We start from the raw sequence: 19848 nt of genomic DNA, 5'->3' as shown, positions 1-19848 counted from the left end.
GCGCATGGACACCGGCACCACTCTGGTCTGCCGCCTGCACGTCGACCTCCGACGCCAGGCGAGTTCCATCTGTGCCTGTTGACCCTGTTCCTTCCCGCCGGTTCCGCCCTGTGACCTCTGCCAGGGCCCGCGCCGCGCAACCGCTCTCCTGACGCCACGCCGCCCGGAACGACCGCGCCACCCCGCCGGTCCGACCGGTGCGGCACGCACCCGCCACCGGCTCCGGCACGGATCCCGCGCCACCGCACGGCCCGGCAACGCACGGCTCCGCAACGCGCCGCACGGCAACGAGCGTCCCACCCCGCCCCGCACCGCACCCTGTCCCACGGCGGCGCGCGGGCAGCACGGCGAACCGCTCCACCACCACCGCCCGCCCGTCCCGAGGACACCCACATGAACCTGGACCTCGCACCGACAACAACGCCCGCACCGGCATCCGCCCCCGCCGGGGAGGGCCGGACGCCGCTCACCCCGAACACGCTGCGGGAGATCGTCCGCGAGCTGGCCGAGCAGCCCGAGCAGTGGATCCACCACGTCCGCCTCTCCACCGAGGAGCGCTGGTACCGGCGGCTGGCGGCCGACGAGGACCACGAGGTCTGGCTGATCAGCTGGCTGCCCGGCCAGTCCACCGGCTTCCACGACCACGGCGGCTCGCGCGGAGCGTTCACGGTCGCGCTGGGCGAGCTGGAGGAGCTGTCGCTGGGCGGTCCCGAGCAGGGGCTGCTGATCCGGCGGATCGGCTCCGGCACCACCCGGGCCTTCGGTCCCGAGTACGTGCACGACGTCCGCAACACCGCGTCCGGCCCGGCCGTGACGCTGCACGCCTACTCCCCGCCGCTCAGCTCCATGGCGCACTACGAACTGCGGGCCGGTGGCCTGGTCCGCACCTCCGAGGAAGGACCCGACCAGTGGTGACCACGATCGACGACCTGGTGGACCGCGCCCGGGAAGGGGTGCACCGCCCCGGCCCCGACGAGGCGCTGCGGGCGCAGCGCGCCGGCGCGCTGCTGGTGGACATCCGCCCGGCGGCGCAGCGCGCGGCCGAGGGGGAGATCCCCGACACGCTGATCATCGAGCGCAATGTGCTGGAGTGGCGGCTCGACCCGACGGGCAGTCACCGGATCCCGGAGGCCACCGGCTACGACGTGGAGGTGGTGGTGGTCTGCTCGGAGGGGTACGCGTCGAGTCTGGCCGCCGCCTCGTTGCGCGAGCTGGGCCTGCACCGGGCGACCGACCTGGACGGCGGCTTCGTCGCCTGGGCGGCGGCCGGGCTGCCGACCCGTCAGGGCGGCCCCGGGGGAAGCCCTCGGGAAGGCTGAGTCAGGCGCCTCGGAGCACGCGCCTCGTGCTCCCCGCGTGCGCGTCGGCCGCTCCTGGTGAATCCGACCACGCCCGGTAAATCAGGGACACCGGGTTCACCAGGTCATAGGCTGATCAGAGTTTCCGCTTGTCCAAAGGCGGGCAGACCAGGCGACCGACAGGCACAGCGACACCGCACGGCACGGCAGGACACAGCACCGCACGGCACGACACGGCACGACACAGCAGGACACAGCACCGCACGGCACGACACGGCACGACACAGCGACAGACACAGCACCACAGCACAGCGACAGGCCGACGGACCGGCACAGCGACAGACACCACCATCGGCGCCGCCACCGGGAGCCGCCGAGACGAGGAATTCCCCCGTGATCAGATTCGACGGCGCGGGCAAGCGCCACCCCGACGGCACGGTCGCCGTCGAGGGCCTCGACCTCGACGTCCCCACCGGTCGGACGACCGTGCTGGTCGGCCCGTCCGGCTGCGGGAAGACCACGCTGCTGCGGATGGTCAACCGCATGGTCGAACCGACCTCGGGGCGGGTCCTGCTGGACGGCACCGATGTGGCGGCGCTGGACCCGGCCAAGCTCCGGCGCGGCATCGGCTACGTGATCCAGCAGGCCGGGCTGTTCCCGCACCGGCGGGTGATCGACAACATCGCGACGGTTCCCTATCTGCTCGGCTGGGACCGGAAGAAGGCCCGTGCCCGGGCGGCCGAACTGCTCGACCTGGTGGGGCTGGCGCCGGAGACCGCCAAGCGGTACCCGTTCCAGCTCTCCGGCGGCCAGCAGCAGCGGGTGGGTGTCGCGCGGGCGCTGGCCGCCGACCCGCCGGTGCTGCTGATGGACGAGCCGTTCAGCGCCGTCGACCCGGTGGTGCGCGCCGGGCTGCAGGAGGAGCTGCTCCGCCTCCAGTCCGAGCTGCACAAGACGGTGCTGTTCGTCACCCACGACATCGAGGAGGCGGTCCGGCTCGGCGACCAGGTGGTGGTGCTGCGCGAGCGCGGCCGGATCGCCCAGCTCGCCGATCCGCACACGCTGCTCACGGCGCCCGCGGACCTGGACGTCGCCGCCTTCCTCGGCCGCGACCGGGGCCTGCGCGGGCTCGGGCTGCGGCCGGCCGCCTCGGTCGCCGTCCGGCCGATACCCGGCGGCCCGGGCGACGGCGCGGCCGGACGGTCGCCGCACGGGGTCCGGTTCGCCGGCTGGGAGCTGATGCTGGACGACGGGCGGCGGCCGATCGGCTGGATCGACCGGGACGCGGCGGGCGCGGCCCTGGAGCCGGCGCCCGGGTTCCGGCCGGACGCCGACACCCTGCGCGCCGCCCTGGACGCGGCCGTGCTGTCCCCCACCGGGATCGCCGTCGCCCTGGACCCGGAGGGCCGCGCGATCGGTACGGCCGACCGCGAGGCGGTGCTGGCCGCGCTCGCGACCCGCCCGCCGTCCGCGAACGGGGCACGGCAGGCCGAGAAGGCGGAGGCAGCGACGGGCGTGAAGGCGGAGGCCACGACGGACGCGACGGCCGAGACGGACGGAGCCGGCGGTGGACGATGAACCCCTCGTCCGCTGGTACTGGATCGGCGACCACCTCGGCTACCTCGGCGACCTGCTCGCCGACCACGCCGTCATCGCCCTCGTCCCGGTGCTGATCGGCCTGCTGCTGGCGGTCCCGCTCGGCCTGGCCTGCACCCGGTTCCCGCGCCTCTACCAGCCGCTCGCCGCCGTCTTCAACATCGTCTACGCCCTGCCCTCGCTTGCCGTCTTCGTGGTGCTCATCCCGTACACCGGGCTGGCCACCCAGGCCACCGTGATGATCCCGCTCACCTTCTACGCGGTGGCCGTGCTGCTGCCGACCACGGTGGACGGGCTGCGCGCCGTCCCCGACCCGGTGCGGCAGGCCGCGACGGCGATGGGGTACGGGCCGTGGCACCGGCTGGCCGCCGTCGAACTGCCCGCCGCCGTCCCCTACCTGGTGGCCGGTCTGCGGGTGGCGGCCGTCTCCAGCATCTCGCTGGCCTCGGTCGGCGCGCTGGTCGGCCGGGGCGGCCTCGGCTACCTGTTCGTCGACGGCTTCCAGCGCACCTTCCCGACCCCGATCGTGGCCGGGATCGTCCTGATCGCGGTGCTCGCCCTGGCCGTGGACCTGCTGCTGGTCGGCGCCCGCCGGCTGCTCGCGCCCTGGGCCGTCCGGGAGAAGGGAGCCGGGCAGTGAACTGGTTCACCTGGCTGGGGGACTTCTTCTCCGACCCGGACCGCCGCAGCGGTTCGAACGCGATCGCCAACCGGATCGCCGAGCACCTGCTGCTCTCCGGCGAGGCCCTGCTCTACGCCGCGCTGCTGGCCGTCCCGCTCGGGCTGCTGATCGGCTACACCGGGCGCGGCGTCACCGTGGTGACCGCGATGGCCGGCGCGGCCCGCGCGCTGCCGACGCTCGGGCTGGTGACGCTGGCGGTCCTGCTCGCGGGGGTCGGCGACACCGCCGTCCTGGTGCCGCTGGTGGCACTGGCCGCCCCGCCGCTGCTGGTCGCCGCCGTCGAGGGGGTCCGGGGCACCGACCCGGACGTGCGGGACGCGGCCCGGGGTGTCGGGCTGACGCACCCGCAGGTGCTGTGGCAGGTCTGTCTGCCATCGGCGCTGCCGACCCTGCTGGCCGGCTTCCGGACCGCGACCGTGCAGGTCATCGCGACCGCGACGGTGGCCGCGTACGTCGGGCTCGGCGGCCTCGGCCGGTACGTGGTCGACGGGCTGGCCACCCGGGACTACGCGGCGACGGTCGGCGGCGCGCTGCTGGTCGTCCTGCTGGCCGTCGCGGCCCAGGCGTTCTTCGCCCTGCTGGCCCGGTACGCGCTCCCGCCAGGGTTGCGGGCGCAGCAGCGGGCCGCGGGCCGCCGGTCGTCGTGACCGCGCGGGGCCGGTGGCCGGGAGCACGGCGGCCCGGCCCCCGGCCCCGGCCCGCCCCCGTTCTTCGCCTTCCCTTTCCCCTGTTTCCGGCTCCGGTTCCGGTTCCGGCCCCGTGTCAGGTATCGCCTGCAGTCCGGACCCGGGACATCCCGTTCGCCCTTCCCGAGTTGACCACCCCGAGAGGACACCTGTCACCATGTCGACATTCACCCCACTGAGCGGTTCCGCGGCCCCGAAGCCGGCCCGAGCGGCGGCGGTGCGCCGGAGCGCCTCCGTGGCGGCCCTGGCCGCGCTCGCCCTCGCCGCGACCGCCTGCTCCTCCTCCGGCGGCGACCCGCTGGGCGGCGGCTCCTCGACCTCGGCCGCCGGCGGCGCGTCGACCTCGGCGGCGGGCGCCGCCGGGACCTCCCCGGCCGCCGCCCCGGGCGGGACGGTCGTGGTCGGTTCCGCGAACTTCCCGGAGAACGTGCTGCTCGGCTCGATCTACGCCCAGGCGCTCCGGGCCAAGGGCGTCAAGGTCGAGGAGAAGTTCAACATCGGCAGCCGCGAGGTGCTCTACGGGCAGCTGCAGAGCGGCAGCCTCTCCGTGCTGCCCGAGTACAACGGCGCGCTGCTCGCCTACCTGGGCGGCAAGTCGGCCGACCCGACCGCGGCGGCGGTCAATGCCGAGCTGACGAAGACGCTGCCCGCCTCGCTCGGGATCCTGGAGTCCTCCCCCGCCGAGGACAAGGACACCCTGAGCATCAGCCAGGAGAGCGCCGACAAGTTCGGGCTCAAGACCATCGCGGACCTGGCCGCCAAGGCGGGCGAGTTCACCATCGGCGGTCCGCCGGAGTTCAAGTCGCGCCAGGAGCAGCCGCTGAAGGACGTCTACGGCCTGACCTTCAAGGAGTGGAAGTCGACCGGCGAGACCACGGCCAACGCCGTCAAGGACGGCTCGATCCAGGTCGGCAACGTCTTCTCCACCGACCCGAAGATCACCCAGCTGAAGCTGGTGCCGCTCGCCGACCCGAAGAACCTGTTCGGTGCCCAGAACGTCACGCCGCTGGTCAACAAGGCCAAGGTGGACGCGACGGCGACCGGTGCGCTCAACGCGGTGTCGGCCAAGCTGGACACGGCGGGGCTGCTGGCGCTGATGAAGAAGGTCGCGGTGGACAAGGAGGACCCGTCGGCGGTGGCCAAGGACTGGCTGAAGAGCAGCGGGCTGTCCTGACCTACGGGTCGCAGGGAAGCCGCCGCGGGGCGGGACCGGTCGGGAGGACGGTCCCGCCCTGCGGCGGCTTCCGCCTTCCGTCCCGCCCTCCGCCCTCTGCCCTCCGCCCTCCGATGCCGGAGCTCCGGGCGTCGATCCCTGGTTCGACAGATCTTCCCTTGAGCGGCGCGAACATGACAGTGTGACGGCATGCGCACTCGCCTTCTCGCCGCCACCCTCACGGCATTCGCCGCGGTGAGCCTCGCCGCGTGCTCCAGCTCCGGCTCGGGCTCCGGTACCACCGCGGCCGGCACCACGGCCCCCGGCTCCCCCGGTGCGTCGGCCACCGCGACCGACCCCGGGCCCGCCCCGGGAGCCACCGACACGCCCGGCACCGGCCCCACCGGCACGGCCGGCAGCTCGGCCGGAACGACCGGTGGAGCGACCGCCGGCGCGAGCACCGGAACCACGACCGGAACCACCGCCGGGGCGACCGGGTCCGCGACCGCGAACCCGCCCGCCCCGGCAGCCACCGCTCCGGCACCGGCCACCGGCGCCCCCGCCGACTCCCCGGCCCCGGCCGACCCCAACAAGCCGCCGGCCGAGCCCCCGGCCGCGCCGAAGCCGGCGCCGCCCACCGACGCGGGACTGCCCGGCAAGCCCGCCGCCGATGTCACGGCGCAGCTGGTGGCCGCCCTGGACGCGGTCGATCCGGCGATCGTCGGCGGCAAGCCCGAGCAGGCCGTCGAACGGGCCCGCAACCAGTGCCAGGCGATGTACCAGTTCCCGAAGGACCGGGCCAAGTTGATCGACCTGGCCAACCAGCGCTTCACCGATCCCGCCCATCCCCAGGGTTTCGGGGCCGAGAAGGCGGAAAAAATCCTCGACGCGCTGCGCACCGTTCTCTGCCCGTAGGTCCGAGCCAGGCCCGACGGGCCCCGATCGGCCCGGTGTCCTGAGCGCCGGGCCCGCCGTGGCCGCGCGCGACGACCACCCGCGCGGCCACGGCACCCTGCCACCGGCTCAGACGTAGCTCCAGGCGGTGTCCTTGTCGTCGGACGAAACGAAGTACATGGCTCCTCCTTTCCAGGGGTAGACGCGCACACGGGCACGAGCGTCGGCGGCGGGCGTGCCGGCGGACCGGCGCACCCGCGGACGGACGCGTACAGACGGAACGGACAATGGGGCGGCGGACGCACCGCGCGCGCCGACCGGTGCCCGGACGGACCGGAATCCGGCCCGACCGGGTGGCGGCCGCCACGACGGGCGGGCGCCGCGGCGGACGGACATCACAACGCGGGAACGTCACAACACGGGGACGTCATGGCGCGGGGGCGCCACGGCGCGAAAGGTGTTCGGATCCGCCGACGGACAAGGCGGCGGACGGGCGGCGAGGCGAACGGACACGGTCCGGCCGCCGGCCACCGGAGGCAGCGGGCGGGGACCCGGGAGCCGGGGGCTCACGCCTGCGGGCGGCAACCGCCCTCTCTGTCGAGCTTCCAGTCGAGGTCTCGCATGACTCCGATGATGTCGGAGCGTGCGCACCGGTCACAACCGGATTGTTCGACGGTTGACCGATCCTCGGCCAACCTCACCCCTTCGCCGACGAACTGTTAGGACTCTTGACAGACGAGTGGTCTAGTCCAACCATAGGCATGTCGATCCGACCGGGATGCACTGTGGGGGTGTGACCACCGGCGGCTGAGGCGCTGCCCTGCCCTGCTCCGCTCCGCCCCCAGGCCCCGTCACGGCCCATGCGCGCGTCCGCGCACGCCGCCCGCCGTGCCCTGCGTCCTTGGGGTTTGCACACCCCCGAGCACCGCCCCGCCGTACGGCCGAAAAGCTCCTCTCCCGGCCCGGCAGTCCACCCCGCACGTCCACCGCGGACGCCGCGGCACAGTCCCGCACGCTTCACCAACGTCCTGCCCCACCACGTCTGTTGGAGAAACAATGCGTCTACCCAGAACACTCCAGGCCGCCCTGACGGCCTGTGTCACGCTCGTCGCGTCGGCCGGCCTGGTGGCCGGCGCGACGTCGGCGGGCGCGGCGCCGACCGGCCCGGCCACCACCGCCGCGGCCGCGGCGACCCCGCTCCCCACCCGGGTGTTCGCCCCCTACTTCGAGGCCTGGACCGGCGAGAGCCCGGCCACGCTGGCCGCGCAGTCCGGCGCCAAGTACCTGACGATGGCGTTCCTGCAGACCGCCACCAAGGGCTCCTGCACGCCGTACTGGAACGGCGACACCTCGCTGCCCGTCGCGCAGTCCTCGTTCGGCGCCGACTTCGCCAAGATCCGTGCCAACGGCGGCGACGTCATCCCGTCGTTCGGCGGCTACACCGCCGACACCACCGGCACCGAACTGGCCGACAGCTGCACCGACGTCAACCAGATCGCCGCCGCCTACGAGAACCTGATCACCACGTACGACATCAGCCGGATCGACCTCGACATCGAGGTCGACTCGCTGGACAACTCGGCCGGTGTCGACCGCCGCAACAAGGCGATCAAGCTGGTCCAGGACTGGGCCGCCGCCAACGGCCGGCAGATCCAGTTCTCCTACACCCTGCCGACCACCACCAGCGGCCTCGCCTCCAGCGGCCTCGCGGTGCTGAAGAACGCCGTCACCAACAACGCCAAGATCGACGTCGTCAACATGATGACGTTCGACTACTACGACAACGCCGCGCACGACATGGCGGCCGACACCCAGACCTCCGCCACCGGCCTGTACAACCAGCTGGCGAAGCTCTACCCGACCAAGACCCCGGCGCAGCTGTGGGGTTCGATCGGCATCACCGAGATGATCGGCGTCGACGACTTCGGCCCGGCGGAGACCTTCACCCTCGCCAACGCCACCACCGTCTACAACTGGGCGGTCTCGAAGGGCATCAACACGCTGTCCTTCTGGGCGCTGCAGCGCGACAACGGCAGCTGCGCCGGCGCCGCCGCCCGTGACGACTGCTCCGGAATCGCCCAGAACAAGTGGGACTTCACCAAGATCTTCGCGCCGTTCACCAGCAACACCCAGCCGGTGAACGACTTCTCGGTCGGCGTGAACCCCAACTCGGGCACGGTCGTGGCCGGTTCCTCGGCGACGGCGACCATCAGCACCGCGGTGGTCTCCGGTTCGGCGCAGAGCGTCAACCTCACCGTGAGCGGCGCCCCGGCCGGGGTCACCGCCACCGTCAACCCCGGTAGCGTCACCGCCGGTTCCCCCGCGACGCTCACCGTCGCCACCACCGCCGGTGCTGCCCCGGGCACCTACCCGCTCACCGTCACCGGCTCGGCCGCCTCCGGCAGCCACACCGCCACCTACACGCTGAAGGTGACGAGCACCCAGCCGGGCAACGACTTCTCGGTCGGCGTGAGCCCCGCCGCCGGTTCGGTGACCGCCGGCTCCTCGGCGACCGCGACCGTCGGCACCACCGTGGTCTCCGGTTCGGCACAGAGCGTCAACCTCACCGTGAGCGGCGCCCCGGCCGGGGTCACCGCCACCGTCAACCCGGGCACCGTGACCGCCGGCTCCTCGGCGACCCTCACCGTCGCCACCACCGCCGCCACCACCCCGGGCACCTACCCGCTCACGGTGACCGGCACCGCCGCCTCCGGCAGCCACAGCAGCACCTACACGCTGACCGTCACCGGCGTCACCCCGCCCGGCGCGATCGTGAACGGCGGCCTGGAGACCGGCAGCCTCGGCCCGTGGACCTGCCAGACCGGCGGCAGCGTGGTGAGCACCCCGGTCCACTCCGGCTCGTACGCGCTCCAGGCGGCGGCCACCGCCTCCCAGAACGGCCAGTGCTCGCAGACCGTCACCCTGGCGCCCAACAAGGCGTACACCCTGACCGGCTGGGTCCAGGGCAGCTACGCCTATGTCGGCGTGAGCGGCGGCGCCACCGGCTCGACCTGGACCAGCGCCTCCGGCTGGACCAAGCTGAGCGTCCCGTTCACCACCGGCGCCTCCGGGACCGTGACCGTCTACCTGCACGGCTGGTACGGCCAGGGCAGCGTCTACGGCGACGACTTCTCGATCGCCTGACGGCCGGACCGGGCGCGGGCGAGAAGGTCCTGAGGTACTGAGGTACTGAGGTACTGAGGTACTGAGGGACGGACGACGGCGACCGGCCGAGCGCCACCGTCGGTCCCCGTCCACCGGCCGGCCCGCCCCACTCCCCCGCCGGGGTGCCACGACAACTGGTCGTGGCACCCCGGCGGACTCCGTTCAGCGGCCCTCCTGCGGCCGGAACGGCCCCGCCGTCGGCCGGAACGGCTAGGCGGCGGCCGGCTGCTCCGTCGCGTCGGCCGGGGCGGTCCGCGCGGGCCGCAGGAGCAGCAGGTAGGACGCCGCGGACAGCAGCGCGCAGCTGAGCACGACGACCGCGAGCAGCACCGCCGACGGGCTGCCGCCCAGGCTGCTGAGCGGGGCGACCACGGCGCCGCAGAGGAAGGTGCCGGTGCCGAGGAGCGCCGAGGCGGAACCGGCGGACTGCGGGGGGACCAGGCTCAGTGCCCGGGCGGCCGAGTTCGGCAGGACCATGCCGAGGCTGGCCATCATCACGAACAGCGAGGCGCACACCGCGACCAGCCCGAGGTCCCAGACCGCGGTGACCAGGACCAGGGACACCCCGGCGGTGATCATCACCGCGAGGCCCGTGCGCATCAGCGCCCCGGCGGTGAAGCGGGGTGCGAGGACCCGCCCGTTGAGCTGGGTGGCGCCGACGATCGCCACCGAGTTGAGCCCGAACAGCAGGCTGTAGGTCTGCGGCGACACGTGGTAGACGTGCTGGAGCACCACCGAGGAGCCGCTGATGTAGCCGAACAGCGCACCGAAGGCGAAGGTGCTGGTCAGCATCAGCCCCAGGAACGGCAGGTTGCGCAGGAGCCCGCCCATGGTGCGCAGGGTGCTGGTCAGGCCGCCGCCGCGCCGGGCCGAGGGCGGGAGGGTCTCGCGCAGGGCGGCGAAGGCCACCAGGGTGAGGAGCAGGCCCAGGGCGGCCAGTGCGCCGAAGGTGCCGCGCCAGGAGGTGAAGCGCAGCATCTGGGCGCCGAAGAGCGGCGCGAGGATCGGGGCCAGGCCGGATATCAGGGTGATCGAGGCGAGGAAGCGGATCATCGCGACGCCCTCGAAGCGGTCGCGGGCGACGGCCCGGCCGATGACCAGTCCGGCGGCGCCGGCGGCGCCCTGGACGAAGCGGGCCGCGATCAGCACGGTCAGGTCGGGCGCGATCACGCAGACGATGCTGGCGAGGGTGTAGACGACGAGTCCGGCGAGCAGGGGCGGACGCCGCCCGAAGCGGTCGCTGAGCGGACCGAAGAGCAACTGCCCGGCGGCCACACCGAACATCGAGAAGGTGAGGGTGAGCTGGACGGCGGCCGGTTCGGCGACGAGGTCCTCGGCGATCGCGGGCAGACCGGGCAGGTAGAGGTCGGTGGTGAGGGGGCCCAGGGCGACCAGGCCGCCGAGGACGACGATGGCGGCGCGGCCGGTCGCGCCGGCGGCGGCAGCGGCATCCGCAGCGGCGGCAGCAGCAGCAGCAGTGGCGGAGTCGCCGGGTGAGGCGGAGGCGGTCGACGTGTCACCGGCAGAGCCGGCGGTCGGACCAGGCATGGGGCTCCTCTCGGAACGAGCACGGCGATCGTGCTCGCTCCGTCCTACCCCAGCGCCCCGGGCCACCGACAGCCGGGGGCGGCCGCCCGGCCCATTTCGCCACCGGGCGCGAGCCCCGCAGCGGGTGCCCCGCAGCAGCGTCCCCGCAGCGGGAACGTCAGCGCGGGAGGCGCTCGGCGCGGAGGGCGGCCTGCACGGCGGCGCCGTCCTGCCAGGCGTAGAGCTGGTTGCCGGTCAGGGTGACCTTGTAGTGGCCGCAGGAGCCGGTGACCTTCGAGGTGATCCCCTCCGGGAACCAGCCCGCCTTGAGCGTGACCGGCGCCACGTGGTTGCCCTTGTTCGTCGCGGTGGTCGTGCACCCGGCGGGCAGCCGCCCCTCGGGGACGGTGGCGCGCAGCAGGCGGTCGTCGCCGGTGGTGGACATCAGGTAGTGCACCGAGGAGGCGTTGTCGGGCAGCCAGGCCGGCATCGAGCGGCGGTCGGCCTTGGCCTCGCTGCCGCTGGCGTAGCTGGCCTGCACCTGGTGCCGGCCGTCGTACCACTCGGCGACCCTCGGCCCGACCGCCACGGTGGCGACGGCGGCGGCCATGCCGGTGCCGACCACTCCGATTGCGATCTTGCCCGCGATGCCGTTCATGCCGGTGTGTCCTCTCCTGCGCCCTGCTGCTCCGCGCCGGTCCCGTCCGCCCCGTCGGGGCCGGGAGCGGCTCCCCGTTGTCTTCCATCCTGGTGGGCGCCGGGGGCCCTGACGTCACCAGGAGGTCTTGATCCACCGCCGTCCTTGGGGGGTACGACCTCCACCTTGAGAGGTACACGGGGACGACCGGTCTCGGGGTTCACCCCGGACGAGCCTGGCCCGGGACCGGTCGGCGCGCAGCCCGGCCGGGGCCGCCCGGGTGCCGTGACGGCGTGTCGCTCACCCGGTCGCCGGACGGGCGGCGGCGGGCGGCGGCGGGCGGCGGCGGGCGTCCCGCCGTTCCGGTGACCGGTCGCCCGGTCGGCGGTGGGGGCGTCAGGCCGCCGCGGTCGCGGGCACGGCGACCGGGAAGGGCCGGCCGTCCAGGGTCCAGTGCGGGTCGATCGGGCGGCCGAGGGCGGCGTAGACCTGGGCCGCGACGTCGGGGTGGCGGATCTCCCCGGTGGGCGGGGCGGCGGGGATGCCCGGTCCGGCGCAGGCCACCCAGGCGGTGCGCTCCTCGACGGTCCGTCCGCCGTGGCCGCCGACGTCCACGTGGCCGTGGTCGGTGACGACGATGACCGTCCAGGCCTCCTCGGCGTGGCCGGGCCGGGCGCGGACGGCGTCCAGGAGCCGGCCGAGCCGCTCGTCGGCGGCGCGCATCGAGGCGCGGTACTCCTCGCCGCAGCCGAGGAAGTGGGCGGTCTCGTCGACGGCGCCGAGGTAGACGAAGGAGGCCTCCGGGTCCGCGTCGCGCAGCACGTCCACGGCCTCCCGGGTGACCTCCTCGTCGACGGCCTCCCAGGCCTCGGGGGTGTCCTCGGCGGGGGCGACGTAGCAGAGGCGGCCGGGCGCGCGGAACAGCGGTCCGCCGGACTCGCCGATCACCAGCGGGTCCCAGCCGGCCGCGACGAAGGTACGGCGCCGGTCGCCCCGGGCCAGCCGGGTGGTGAAGTCGGGGAAGACGTCGAGCCGGTTGCCGCCGAGGTGGTTGCCCCAGACGCCGTGTTTGGCGGGCTCCACACCGGTCACGATGGTGGCCCAGCACGGTCCGGACATGGTGGGCGTGGACTCCGCCACCGTCACGGGCGCCAGGAAGCCGGCCTCGGCGACCTCCGCGAGCCTCGGCATCGGGACCTGGTCCAGCAGGTCGTACCGGACGCCGTCGATCCCGACGACGAGGACCCGGGGGCGCGGCAGCGGCGGTATGGACATGAGCGGGGCGGTTCCTTTCGCGGTGCGGGTGCCGACCGTGCCCGCACCGGGGCGGGCGACGGCGACCGGGCCATGCTCCACGGCCCGCCGAACCGCGGGGTTGCCTCCCGGCCAACGCCGGATGTCCTGGCCGTGTCCGGACGGCACCGTTCCGCGTCGGCCGGCACCGGGCCGGGGGTCAGCCCTGCGGGCGGAACTCGTGCACGACCTCGATGCGGCCGACGATGTGCCGGTTGAACTCAGCCAACTCCTCGGCCGGCACCCAGAGCTCGAGGATGGTGCGGCCGCCCGCCTGGCGGACGGGGTAGCGGCTCAGGAACGCGGTCTCCGCCTCGAAACGGGTGACGTAACCGCTCCCGGAGGCGGGGACGTTCCAGTCTCGCGCGATGCGGATCGCGTAGTCCTCGTTCAGCACCGGGTAGAAGATCGGCTGGTCCGGCAGGCGCGGCGGCCAGGCCCGCCAGTCGGACGCCGCGACCAGGGCCAGCTCCTCGGGGCCGGTGGGACGCCACAGCGTCGTGGTCGGCACGGCGCGCTGCACGGCGGAGGCGGTCGAGGTGGCGGTCGAGGTGGGCGTGAGCTGGTTCGTCGGGCCGTTCATGGGCACGAAACTAGCCATGAACGGCCCGGACGGGTACCGGTTTTCAGGCCCGCCCGGCACGCCCGGCGCACCGGGCGCACCGTCCGCCGGGTCAGTGGTACGCGGACTCGCCGGTGATCGCCTCGCCGAGGACCAGGGTGTGGATCTCGCTGGTGCCCTCGTAGGTGAGCACCGACTCCAGGTTGTTGGCGTGCCGCAGCACCGGGTACTCGGTGGTGATGCCGTTGGCGCCGAGCACAGTGCGGGCGCTGCGGGCGATCTCCAGCGCGGCCCGGACGTTGTTGAGCTTGCCGAAGCTGACGTGGGCCGGGCGGGCCGCGCCCTCGTCCTTGAGCCGGCCGATCCGCAGCGCGACCAGGTAGGCCTTCTCGACCTCCAGCATCATCTCGACCAGCTTCTGCTGGGTGAGCTGGAAGCCGGCGATCGGGCGGCCGAACTGGACCCGGCTCTTCGCGTAGTCCAGGGCAGCGGTGTAGCAGTCGCGGGCGGCACCGACGGTGCCCCAGAGGATGCCGTAGCGGGCCTCGTTGAGGGAGGACAGCGGTCCGCGCAGCCCGGTGACGCCGGGCAGCACGGCGTCGGCCGGGAGCACCACCTCGTCGAAGGAGAGCTCGCTGGTCACCGAGGCGCGCAGGGACAGCTTGCCGTGCACGTCGGTGGCGGTGAAGCCGGGCATGCCGGGTTCGACCAGGAAGCCCCGGACGCCGTCCTCGGTCTGCGCCCAGACCACCGCGACGTCGGAGACGGAGCCGTTGGTGATCCACATCTTGGAGCCGGCGAGCACCCAGTCCGCGCCCTCGCCGGCGCCCTTGCGACGGGCGCGGGTGCGCATGTTGGCGGGGTCGGAGCCGAAGTCCGGTTCGGTGAGGGCGAAGCAGCCGATCAGTTCGCCGGCGGCGAGACCGGGCAGCCAGCGCTGCTTCTGCTCCTCCGAGCCGAACGCGTGGATGGAGCGCATCGCCAGCGAGCCCTGGACGGAGACGAAGCTGCGCAGACCCGAGTCGGCGGCCTCCAGTTCCATGCAGGCCACCCCGTAGGCGACGGCGGTCGAGCCCGCGCAGCCGTAGCCGTCGAGGTGCATGCCCAGCACGCCGAGGGCGCCGAGTTCGGGGGCGAGTTCGCGGGCGGGGAAGACCCCGCGCTCGAACCAGTCGCCGATGTGCGGGCGGATCCGGTCCTCGGTGAACTTCCGCACGGTGTCGCGGACGAGCCGCTCCTCGTCGGTGAGCAGGTCACCGACGGCGAGCAGGTCGGCGGGGTCGATCCTGGTCGGCTTCGCCATTGAAGCTCCTTGTAGTCTCGGCGGCGCGGACCGGTCGCGGCGGCGGGACCGGTGGCGGCGTTGGGTACCGGCGAGTATTGCGCACCGGCCGCCTCCCGGGGCCGTCGGGAACGAGGGAGTGAGCATGTACACAGTCCGGCCGGTGACGGCGGAGGAACTGCTCGGCGCCGCCGAGCGGCTGGGCGGGCTGCTGGCGGACACCGTCGACGGCGGCGCCTCCGTCGGTTTCCTCGCTCCGCTCGATCCCGGCGCGGCGGCCGACTGGTGGCGGGCGCTGGCCCCGGAGGTCGGGGCGGGGCGGCTGCTGCTCTGGGTCGCGTACCCGGAGACGGGCGCAGACCCAGGCACCGACGCGGGCACCGACGCGGGCACCGACGCGGGCGCCGGCGCGGGCCGGCGGATCGCGGGGACGGTGCAGCTGCGGCCGGCGTCGACCGCCAACGGCCGGCACCGGGCGGAGGTGGCGAAGTTGATGGTCCACCGGGCGGACCGGGGCCACGGGCTGGCCGGCCGGCTGCTGGCGGCCCTGGAGGCGGCGGCCGTCGGACGCGGGATCCGGACCCTGGTGCTCGACACCGAGACGGACAGCCCCGCCGAGCGCCTGTACGCGGCGGCGGGCTGGACCAGGGTCGGCACGGTGCCGGACTTCGCGACCGACCCGGCGGGGGTGCCGCACGCGACGACCGTCTACTACAAGGCGCTGCCGGCGGCCGCCGACTCCCCTGGGCGCTGAGCGGTCGCGTCGCTACGATGACCGCTTTCGCACACGGACGAGTGACAAAGGGGTGGACCGTGGGACGTTGGGCCGTGGTGGTCGAGGAGACCGAGGGCATCGGGGACGACCGGATCTGGGGCAGCAAGGTGCTCGCCGAGGTGACGGGCACCCGGGAGGACGCCGTCGCCGAACTGCGGCGGCTCGTCCCGACCTACACCCCGCAGCACCCGTTCAACGCCCGGCGGCGCAGGCTGCTGCGGGACGGCGACAGCTACCTGCTGATCCTTCAGGGGAGCATGCGGGACTACCACTGCGTGTTCAAGGTGTGGGAGCTGCTGTGGGACAGCAAGCACCCCGAGGTGCAGCAGGAGCGGCTCGCGGCGGCCGAGGCCCGGGAGGCGGAGGCGGGCTGACGCCGGCGCCCCCGGCGGAGCCGGGGCCTCAGGCGACGCCGCACAGCCGCAGCACCGCCGTGGTCCCGGCGGCCGCGACCACCACCAGCGGGAACGGCGCGCGCCGCAGCGCCAGGACGCCCGCGACCAGGACGCCGGCGGGGCGGGCCCAGCCGGCGAAGTCGCGGCCGTCGGTGAGCGCGCCGGTGGCGACCAGGGCGACGAGCAGGACGGCGGCGGCGACGGCGAGCAGGTGGCGCAGCCGGTCCGAGACGGTGAGGCGGCCGCCGAGCAGGGGCCCGGCCAGCCGGAACGCGTAGGTGCCGGCGGCGAGCAGGAGGACGGCGAGCAGGGACATCAGTGGACCTCCTCGGCGAGCGGGCGGGGCTCACCCTCGGCAGCGGCGGCATCGGTGGAGGTGGCAGCGGCGGCGGTGTCCGGGCGGCCCGCGAACAGCAGCCCGGCCAGGGCGAGCAGCACCGGCAGGCCGGCCGGGACGAACGGGGTGGCGGCCACGGCCACGGCGGCGCCGGTCAGGGCGGCGGTGCGGGTGCGGCGGTCGGTGAGCGAGGGCAGCACCAGCGCGAGCAGGACGGCGGGGAAGGCCGCGTCCAGTCCGAGCGCGTCGGTGTCGCCGATCAGCCCGCCGGCCAGCGCGCCGACCAGGACGGAGGCGTTCCAGATCAGGAACAGGGCGAGGCCGCACACCCAGTACGCGGCCCGGCGCCGTCGCGGGTCGGGCTGGAGCAGGGTGAAGGCGACGGACTCGTCGGTGAGCAGCTGCGCCCCGAGCAGCCGCCGCCAGACCGGGCCGTCGAGGGTGTCCGCGACGGTGAAGCCGAAGGGCAGCAGCCGGGCGTTGAGGACGAGGCCGGTGACCACGGCGGCGAGCGCGCCGCCGCCGGAGAGCACGATGCCGACGGCGGCGAACTGCGAGCCCCCGGCGAAGACGAGGACGGACATGGCGACCGGCACCCAGAGCGGGAGGCCGCCGGAGACGGAGATCGCCCCGAACGAGGCGCCGACCAGGGCGTCCGCGAGGCACACCAGGGCGATGTCGCGGAGCGTGGCACGTTCGAGGGTTCGGAGGAGCGAACGCATGTCCAGTAGAGTGAACCCGAAGGGTGTCGTTCGTCAAGGCGAACGCATGGACCTGTGGAGCGAACGCTGATGAGTGGAAGCAACAGCGGACCCGGCGCCGGCGCCTCCGGGAGCGACGTCTCGGGGACCGAGCTGATCGGGCTGATCTCGGCGTCGATCCGGCGCGAGCGCGAACGCGCCGGACTGTCGATGGCCGAGCTGGCCCGCCGGGCCGGGATCGCCAAGTCGACGCTCTCCCAGCTGGAGTCGGGCGTCGGCAATCCGAGCGTCGAGACGCTGTGGGCGCTCGGCGTCGCCCTGGACGTGCCGTTCAGCCGGCTGGTCGACCCGCCGCGCCCGGTGGTCCGGGTGGTGCGGGCCGGCGAGGGCCCGGTCACCCACTCCGAGCGGGCCGACTACGCCGCGACCCTGCTGGCCTCCTGCCCGCCCAACGCCCGGCGCGACATCTACCGGATCGAGGCCGAGCCGGGCGAGACCCGGGCCTCCGACCCGCACATGCCGGGCACCGTCGAGCATGTGCTGCTGGGCACCGGACGGGCGCTGGCCGGGCCGACCGGGGCGCCCGTCGAGCTGGGCCCGGGCGACTACGTGAGCTACCCGGGCGACGCCCCGCACGTGTTCCGGGCCCTGGCGCCGGGCACCCTCGCGGTGATCGTGATGGAGCACGTCTGAGGCTGCCCGACGGGCTCCAGCCCCGGTCGGCCGACCGGGGCTAGAGCTTCAGCAGCCGGTCCAGGAACGGGTTGCCGAACACCCGGTGCGGGTCGTGGCGGTCCAGGACGGTGACCGCCTCGTCCCAGCCGGCTCCGCCGCCCGCGCGGTGACTGGCGGGAATGACCCGGTCCAGCATGTCCGCGTCCGCCCAGGCGGCGTCCTCGGTGTAGGCCCAGCCCTTGGACCACTCGACCCGCAGACCGGCCCGGGTGCCGTCGAAGGAGCGCAGCAGGGCCTGTTCGAGGTCCCGGGCGAAGCGGTGCAGCCCGGGGGTGCCGGGGAAGCCGAGCACGTCGAGCCAGACCGCGGTGTCCCACTCGGGCCGGTCGGGGCGCGGGCGCAGCGCGGAGAGCAGCGGCGGCCGGGCGCCGGGCACCCCGGACCAGGCCGGGTCGTCGGTGCCGGTGACCCGGATCTCCACCGCGCCGTTCACCGGGAACTCGCCGCGGGAGCGGTAGTCGTCGAGCAACCGCCGGTACTGGTCGGCGAATTCGGCCACCACCCACTGGAGGTCGGCGCGCCGGGCGAGGATCGCGTAGCCGTTCGCGGTGACCCGCAGGGTGGTCGGGCGGACGTACTGGAGCAGGGTGCGGGAGGGGCCCCAGAGGTCGGAGTGCAGGCCGCCGGCGAGCAGGTGGGTGAGCACCTCGCCGGTGAGCAGGTCGCGGATCAGCCCGCCGGAGAGCAGGACGTCGGTGATGTCGCCGGTGAGTCCGATCTTGGCGATCAGGTACTGGAGTTGGCCGAACAGCGGGGCTGATCCCCAGGCTCCGGCGAGGATTTGGCCGGCCAGCCGGGCGATGGGTTCCGGGATCGAGTCCGAGAAGGGGTAGTTGTAGGGCTCGTCGACGGCGCGGGAACCGAACGGGCGGTTCGGGGCGATGCTCCAGGTCTTCAGCCACGGCCGGTCGGTGTAGGCGAACCAGATCGCCTCGGCCCGGCCGTCGCGGTCGACGAAGTCGGCGAAGGTGCGCGGGCGGGAGAGGCCGCCGAGCCCGGTCGTGGTGCCGGGGCGGGCGAAGAGCTCGGTGGCGGGGATGTCCAGCCGGCTGACGCAGCGCAGCGGGCGGTCGGCGCCGGCCCGGAGCACCACCTCGGTGACGAACGCCCGGCCGAGGTGGACCAGGAAGGCGGCGCTGTCCGCCTCGGACCGGTCGAAGGTCCGCAGGGTGTAGCGGTCGGTGGCGGGGTCGAGGACGACGGCGGTCAGGCTGGTCACCTGGTTGCTGACCGAGCCGTAGCCGTGTCCGTCGGCGCGCAGTTCGCCGGCGGCGGGGACGGCGGTGCCGTGGCCGCCGATCGCGAGCACGCCGCCGACGGTGAGTTCGCCGGGGGCGGGGACGGCGGTGAGGCCGAGGCCCCGGTCGGCCAGGTGGACGAGCAGCGCCTCCATGGTGGCGCCGGTCTGGGCGCGGACGGTGGTGGGCGAGTCGGCGGTGAGGGCGGTGAGGTGGCGGGTGGTGTCGAGCAGCAGCACCCGGGCCGCCTCGGGGGTCCCGTCGGCGACGGTGAGCGGTGCCCAGGTGTGCCGGTGGCCCTGGGCGCGCAGGCGCCAGCCGTGGGCGCGGGCCCAGTCGGCGAGCGCCGGGACCTCCTCGGGGGTGCGCGGGGTGCAGGTCCAGAGCTGGTCGGTGCCGATCTCGCCGGACCAGTTCCGGTAGACGCGCTGGAAGAGTTCGGTGCCGGCGGGCAGATCGGGCGGGACGGGGGCGGCGGCCCGGGCGCTGTCCGGTCCGAGGGTGCCGCTCACCAGCCAGCCGGTGGTGCCGAGCGCGGCGGAGAGGCCGAGGAGGCGGCGGCGGCTGAGGCCGCGGTCGCCCGGCTCCCCGGCGGCCGGGTCGGGGGCGGTCGGGTCGGGGGCGGTCGGATCGGGGGCGGCGCGGTCGTCCGGACCCGGTCCGTCGTGGTGCCGATGGTGCTGGTGGTCCGGTGTTGCCGTCATGCCCGCCCCTGTGTCCGGTGGACTTTCGTCCGGTGTCTCCCCCGATTCCGGGTGAGCGTACGAAGCAGCCGTCGGGGCGCCCCGCCACGGCTCGTGATCTTCACTCGAAGGAATGAACCTTGCCGGATTTCCCGGTGGGCTCATAGGTTGATCGTGATCGCCGTCGCCGAACCACCGTCGTTCACCCG

The 19848-nt window shown here is 74.3% G+C and carries 20 protein-coding genes; 12 read left to right on the top strand and 8 right to left on the bottom strand.

Features of this window, described 5'->3' with window-relative positions; translation table 11 throughout:
* Window positions 1–4 precede the first annotated feature (4 nt).
* The 9 genes from IF01_RS51530 (at window position 5) to IF01_RS0104305 (ending at window position 9453) form a co-directional block, all read left to right on the top strand.
* Window positions 5–82, top strand: a complete 78-nt coding sequence (locus IF01_RS51530) for a putative leader peptide (protein WP_106981192.1) — start codon at window positions 5–7, stop codon at window positions 80–82.
* A gap of 311 nt (window positions 83–393) precedes the next feature.
* A complete protein-coding gene (locus IF01_RS0104340; protein WP_030391903.1) occupies window positions 394–915 on the top strand; it encodes a cysteine dioxygenase in 522 nt (173 codons plus the stop codon).
* Window positions 909–1319 (top strand): rhodanese-like domain-containing protein, encoded by a 411-nt coding sequence (locus IF01_RS0104335; RefSeq protein ID WP_030391902.1) that lies wholly within the window; start codon window positions 909–911, stop codon window positions 1317–1319. The genes IF01_RS0104340 and IF01_RS0104335 overlap by 7 nt, the downstream gene beginning before the upstream one ends.
* A 372-nt stretch (window positions 1320–1691) precedes the next feature.
* Entirely contained in the window at window positions 1692–2876 is a 1185-nt protein-coding gene (locus tag IF01_RS0104330; protein WP_078879651.1) for an ATP-binding cassette domain-containing protein, read from the top strand.
* Window positions 2866–3534, top strand: a complete 669-nt coding sequence (locus IF01_RS0104325; protein ID WP_030391900.1) for an ABC transporter permease — start codon at window positions 2866–2868, stop codon at window positions 3532–3534. The genes IF01_RS0104330 and IF01_RS0104325 overlap by 11 nt, the downstream gene beginning before the upstream one ends.
* Window positions 3531–4223 (top strand): ABC transporter permease, encoded by a 693-nt coding sequence (locus tag IF01_RS0104320; protein ID WP_030391899.1) that lies wholly within the window; start codon window positions 3531–3533, stop codon window positions 4221–4223. The genes IF01_RS0104325 and IF01_RS0104320 overlap by 4 nt, the downstream gene beginning before the upstream one ends.
* Window positions 4224–4419: 196 nt before the next feature.
* Complete coding sequence (locus tag IF01_RS0104315; protein ID WP_078879650.1) at window positions 4420–5436, top strand: ABC transporter substrate-binding protein; 1017 nt, start codon at window positions 4420–4422, stop codon at window positions 5434–5436.
* Window positions 5437–5625: 189 nt separating this feature from the next.
* On the top strand, window positions 5626–6330 hold the full coding sequence (locus IF01_RS45190; RefSeq protein ID WP_078879649.1) for a hypothetical protein: 705 nt from the start codon (window positions 5626–5628) through the stop codon (window positions 6328–6330).
* A gap of 1035 nt (window positions 6331–7365) precedes the next feature.
* On the top strand, window positions 7366–9453 hold the full coding sequence (locus IF01_RS0104305; RefSeq protein WP_030391896.1) for a glycosyl hydrolase family 18 protein: 2088 nt from the start codon (window positions 7366–7368) through the stop codon (window positions 9451–9453).
* Between the two features lie 231 nt (window positions 9454–9684).
* On the opposite strand, the gene IF01_RS0104300 is transcribed toward IF01_RS0104305, so the two are convergent.
* The 5 genes from IF01_RS0104300 to IF01_RS0104280 all read right to left on the bottom strand — a co-directional run bounded on the left by IF01_RS0104300 (window position 9685) and on the right by IF01_RS0104280 (window position 14796).
* A complete protein-coding gene (locus tag IF01_RS0104300; RefSeq protein ID WP_051754908.1) occupies window positions 9685–11022 on the bottom strand; it encodes a multidrug effflux MFS transporter in 1338 nt (445 codons plus the stop codon).
* Window positions 11023–11179: 157 nt separating this feature from the next.
* Window positions 11180–11659 carry a hypothetical protein gene (locus IF01_RS0104295; RefSeq protein ID WP_030391894.1) on the bottom strand — a complete coding sequence of 160 codons (480 nt, stop codon included), beginning with the start codon at window positions 11657–11659 and terminating at the stop codon, window positions 11180–11182.
* Between the two features lie 375 nt (window positions 11660–12034).
* Window positions 12035–12913, bottom strand: coding sequence for an alkaline phosphatase family protein (locus IF01_RS0104290; RefSeq protein ID WP_030391893.1), 879 nt, complete (start codon window positions 12911–12913; stop codon window positions 12035–12037).
* A 178-nt stretch (window positions 12914–13091) separates the two neighbouring features.
* Window positions 13092–13514 carry an ADP-ribosylation/crystallin J1 gene (locus IF01_RS0104285; protein ID WP_233289986.1) on the bottom strand — a complete coding sequence of 141 codons (423 nt, stop codon included), beginning with the start codon at window positions 13512–13514 and terminating at the stop codon, window positions 13092–13094.
* A 91-nt stretch (window positions 13515–13605) separates the two neighbouring features.
* Window positions 13606–14796 carry an acyl-CoA dehydrogenase family protein gene (locus IF01_RS0104280; RefSeq protein ID WP_030391891.1) on the bottom strand — a complete coding sequence of 397 codons (1191 nt, stop codon included), beginning with the start codon at window positions 14794–14796 and terminating at the stop codon, window positions 13606–13608.
* A 124-nt stretch (window positions 14797–14920) separates the two neighbouring features.
* Between IF01_RS0104280 and IF01_RS0104275 the strand changes: the two genes are divergently transcribed.
* Together IF01_RS0104275 and IF01_RS0104270 are read left to right on the top strand one after the other, a co-directional pair.
* Window positions 14921–15529 carry a GNAT family N-acetyltransferase gene (locus IF01_RS0104275; RefSeq protein ID WP_030391890.1) on the top strand — a complete coding sequence of 203 codons (609 nt, stop codon included), beginning with the start codon at window positions 14921–14923 and terminating at the stop codon, window positions 15527–15529.
* A 59-nt stretch (window positions 15530–15588) separates the two neighbouring features.
* Window positions 15589–15924 carry a hypothetical protein gene (locus IF01_RS0104270; protein ID WP_157855159.1) on the top strand — a complete coding sequence of 112 codons (336 nt, stop codon included), beginning with the start codon at window positions 15589–15591 and terminating at the stop codon, window positions 15922–15924.
* Between the two features lie 28 nt (window positions 15925–15952).
* On the opposite strand, the gene IF01_RS0104265 is transcribed toward IF01_RS0104270, so the two are convergent.
* Window positions 15953–16261 (bottom strand): AzlD domain-containing protein, encoded by a 309-nt coding sequence (locus IF01_RS0104265; RefSeq protein WP_030391888.1) that lies wholly within the window; start codon window positions 16259–16261, stop codon window positions 15953–15955.
* The gene (locus IF01_RS0104260; RefSeq protein WP_063764128.1) at window positions 16261–17004 is read right to left on the bottom strand and encodes an AzlC family ABC transporter permease; all 744 of its coding nucleotides are present in this window, start codon (window positions 17002–17004) and stop codon (window positions 16261–16263) included. Before IF01_RS0104260 ends, IF01_RS0104265 begins: the two co-directional genes overlap by 1 nt.
* 69 nt (window positions 17005–17073) lie before the next feature.
* Between IF01_RS0104260 and IF01_RS0104255 the strand changes: the two genes are divergently transcribed.
* Window positions 17074–17676 (top strand): helix-turn-helix domain-containing protein, encoded by a 603-nt coding sequence (locus IF01_RS0104255; protein WP_078879648.1) that lies wholly within the window; start codon window positions 17074–17076, stop codon window positions 17674–17676.
* Window positions 17677–17716: 40 nt separating this feature from the next.
* On the opposite strand, the gene IF01_RS0104250 is transcribed toward IF01_RS0104255, so the two are convergent.
* The gene (locus tag IF01_RS0104250) at window positions 17717–19660 is read right to left on the bottom strand and encodes a cholesterol oxidase substrate-binding domain-containing protein (protein WP_094745461.1); all 1944 of its coding nucleotides are present in this window, start codon (window positions 19658–19660) and stop codon (window positions 17717–17719) included.
* Between the last annotated feature and the right edge of the window lie 188 nt (window positions 19661–19848).

Origin of the sequence: Kitasatospora purpeofusca, from assembly GCF_000718025.1 — a bacterium.
In the GTDB taxonomy this organism is placed as follows: domain Bacteria; phylum Actinomycetota; class Actinomycetes; order Streptomycetales; family Streptomycetaceae; genus Kitasatospora; species Kitasatospora purpeofusca.
Note: the sequence above shows the minus strand (reverse complement) of the source record. Positions and strands in the feature narration are given on the sequence as shown.

What these genes read in the sequence shown, in the direction of transcription:
- IF01_RS51530 (WP_106981192.1), top strand. Translation starts at nt 5, where the DNA reads ATGGACACCGGCACCACTCTGGTCTGCCGCCTGCACGTCGACCTCCGA.
- IF01_RS0104340 (WP_030391903.1), top strand. Translation starts at nt 394, where the DNA reads ATGAACCTGGACCTCGCACCGACAACAACGCCCGCACCGGCATCCGCC.
- IF01_RS0104315 (WP_078879650.1), top strand. Translation starts at nt 4,420, where the DNA reads ATGTCGACATTCACCCCACTGAGCGGTTCCGCGGCCCCGAAGCCGGCC.
- IF01_RS45190 (WP_078879649.1), top strand. Translation starts at nt 5,626, where the DNA reads ATGCGCACTCGCCTTCTCGCCGCCACCCTCACGGCATTCGCCGCGGTG.
- IF01_RS0104305 (WP_030391896.1), top strand. Translation starts at nt 7,366, where the DNA reads ATGCGTCTACCCAGAACACTCCAGGCCGCCCTGACGGCCTGTGTCACG.
- IF01_RS0104300 (WP_051754908.1), bottom strand. Translation starts at nt 11,022, where the DNA reads ATGCCTGGTCCGACCGCCGGCTCTGCCGGTGACACGTCGACCGCCTCC.
- IF01_RS0104295 (WP_030391894.1), bottom strand. Translation starts at nt 11,659, where the DNA reads ATGAACGGCATCGCGGGCAAGATCGCAATCGGAGTGGTCGGCACCGGC.
- IF01_RS0104290 (WP_030391893.1), bottom strand. Translation starts at nt 12,913, where the DNA reads ATGTCCATACCGCCGCTGCCGCGCCCCCGGGTCCTCGTCGTCGGGATC.
- IF01_RS0104285 (WP_233289986.1), bottom strand. Translation starts at nt 13,514, where the DNA reads ATGAACGGCCCGACGAACCAGCTCACGCCCACCTCGACCGCCACCTCG.
- IF01_RS0104280 (WP_030391891.1), bottom strand. Translation starts at nt 14,796, where the DNA reads ATGGCGAAGCCGACCAGGATCGACCCCGCCGACCTGCTCGCCGTCGGT.
- IF01_RS0104275 (WP_030391890.1), top strand. Translation starts at nt 14,921, where the DNA reads ATGTACACAGTCCGGCCGGTGACGGCGGAGGAACTGCTCGGCGCCGCC.
- IF01_RS0104265 (WP_030391888.1), bottom strand. Translation starts at nt 16,261, where the DNA reads ATGTCCCTGCTCGCCGTCCTCCTGCTCGCCGCCGGCACCTACGCGTTC.
- IF01_RS0104260 (WP_063764128.1), bottom strand. Translation starts at nt 17,004, where the DNA reads ATGCGTTCGCTCCTCCGAACCCTCGAACGTGCCACGCTCCGCGACATC.
- IF01_RS0104255 (WP_078879648.1), top strand. Translation starts at nt 17,074, where the DNA reads ATGAGTGGAAGCAACAGCGGACCCGGCGCCGGCGCCTCCGGGAGCGAC.
- IF01_RS0104250 (WP_094745461.1), bottom strand. Translation starts at nt 19,660, where the DNA reads ATGACGGCAACACCGGACCACCAGCACCATCGGCACCACGACGGACCG.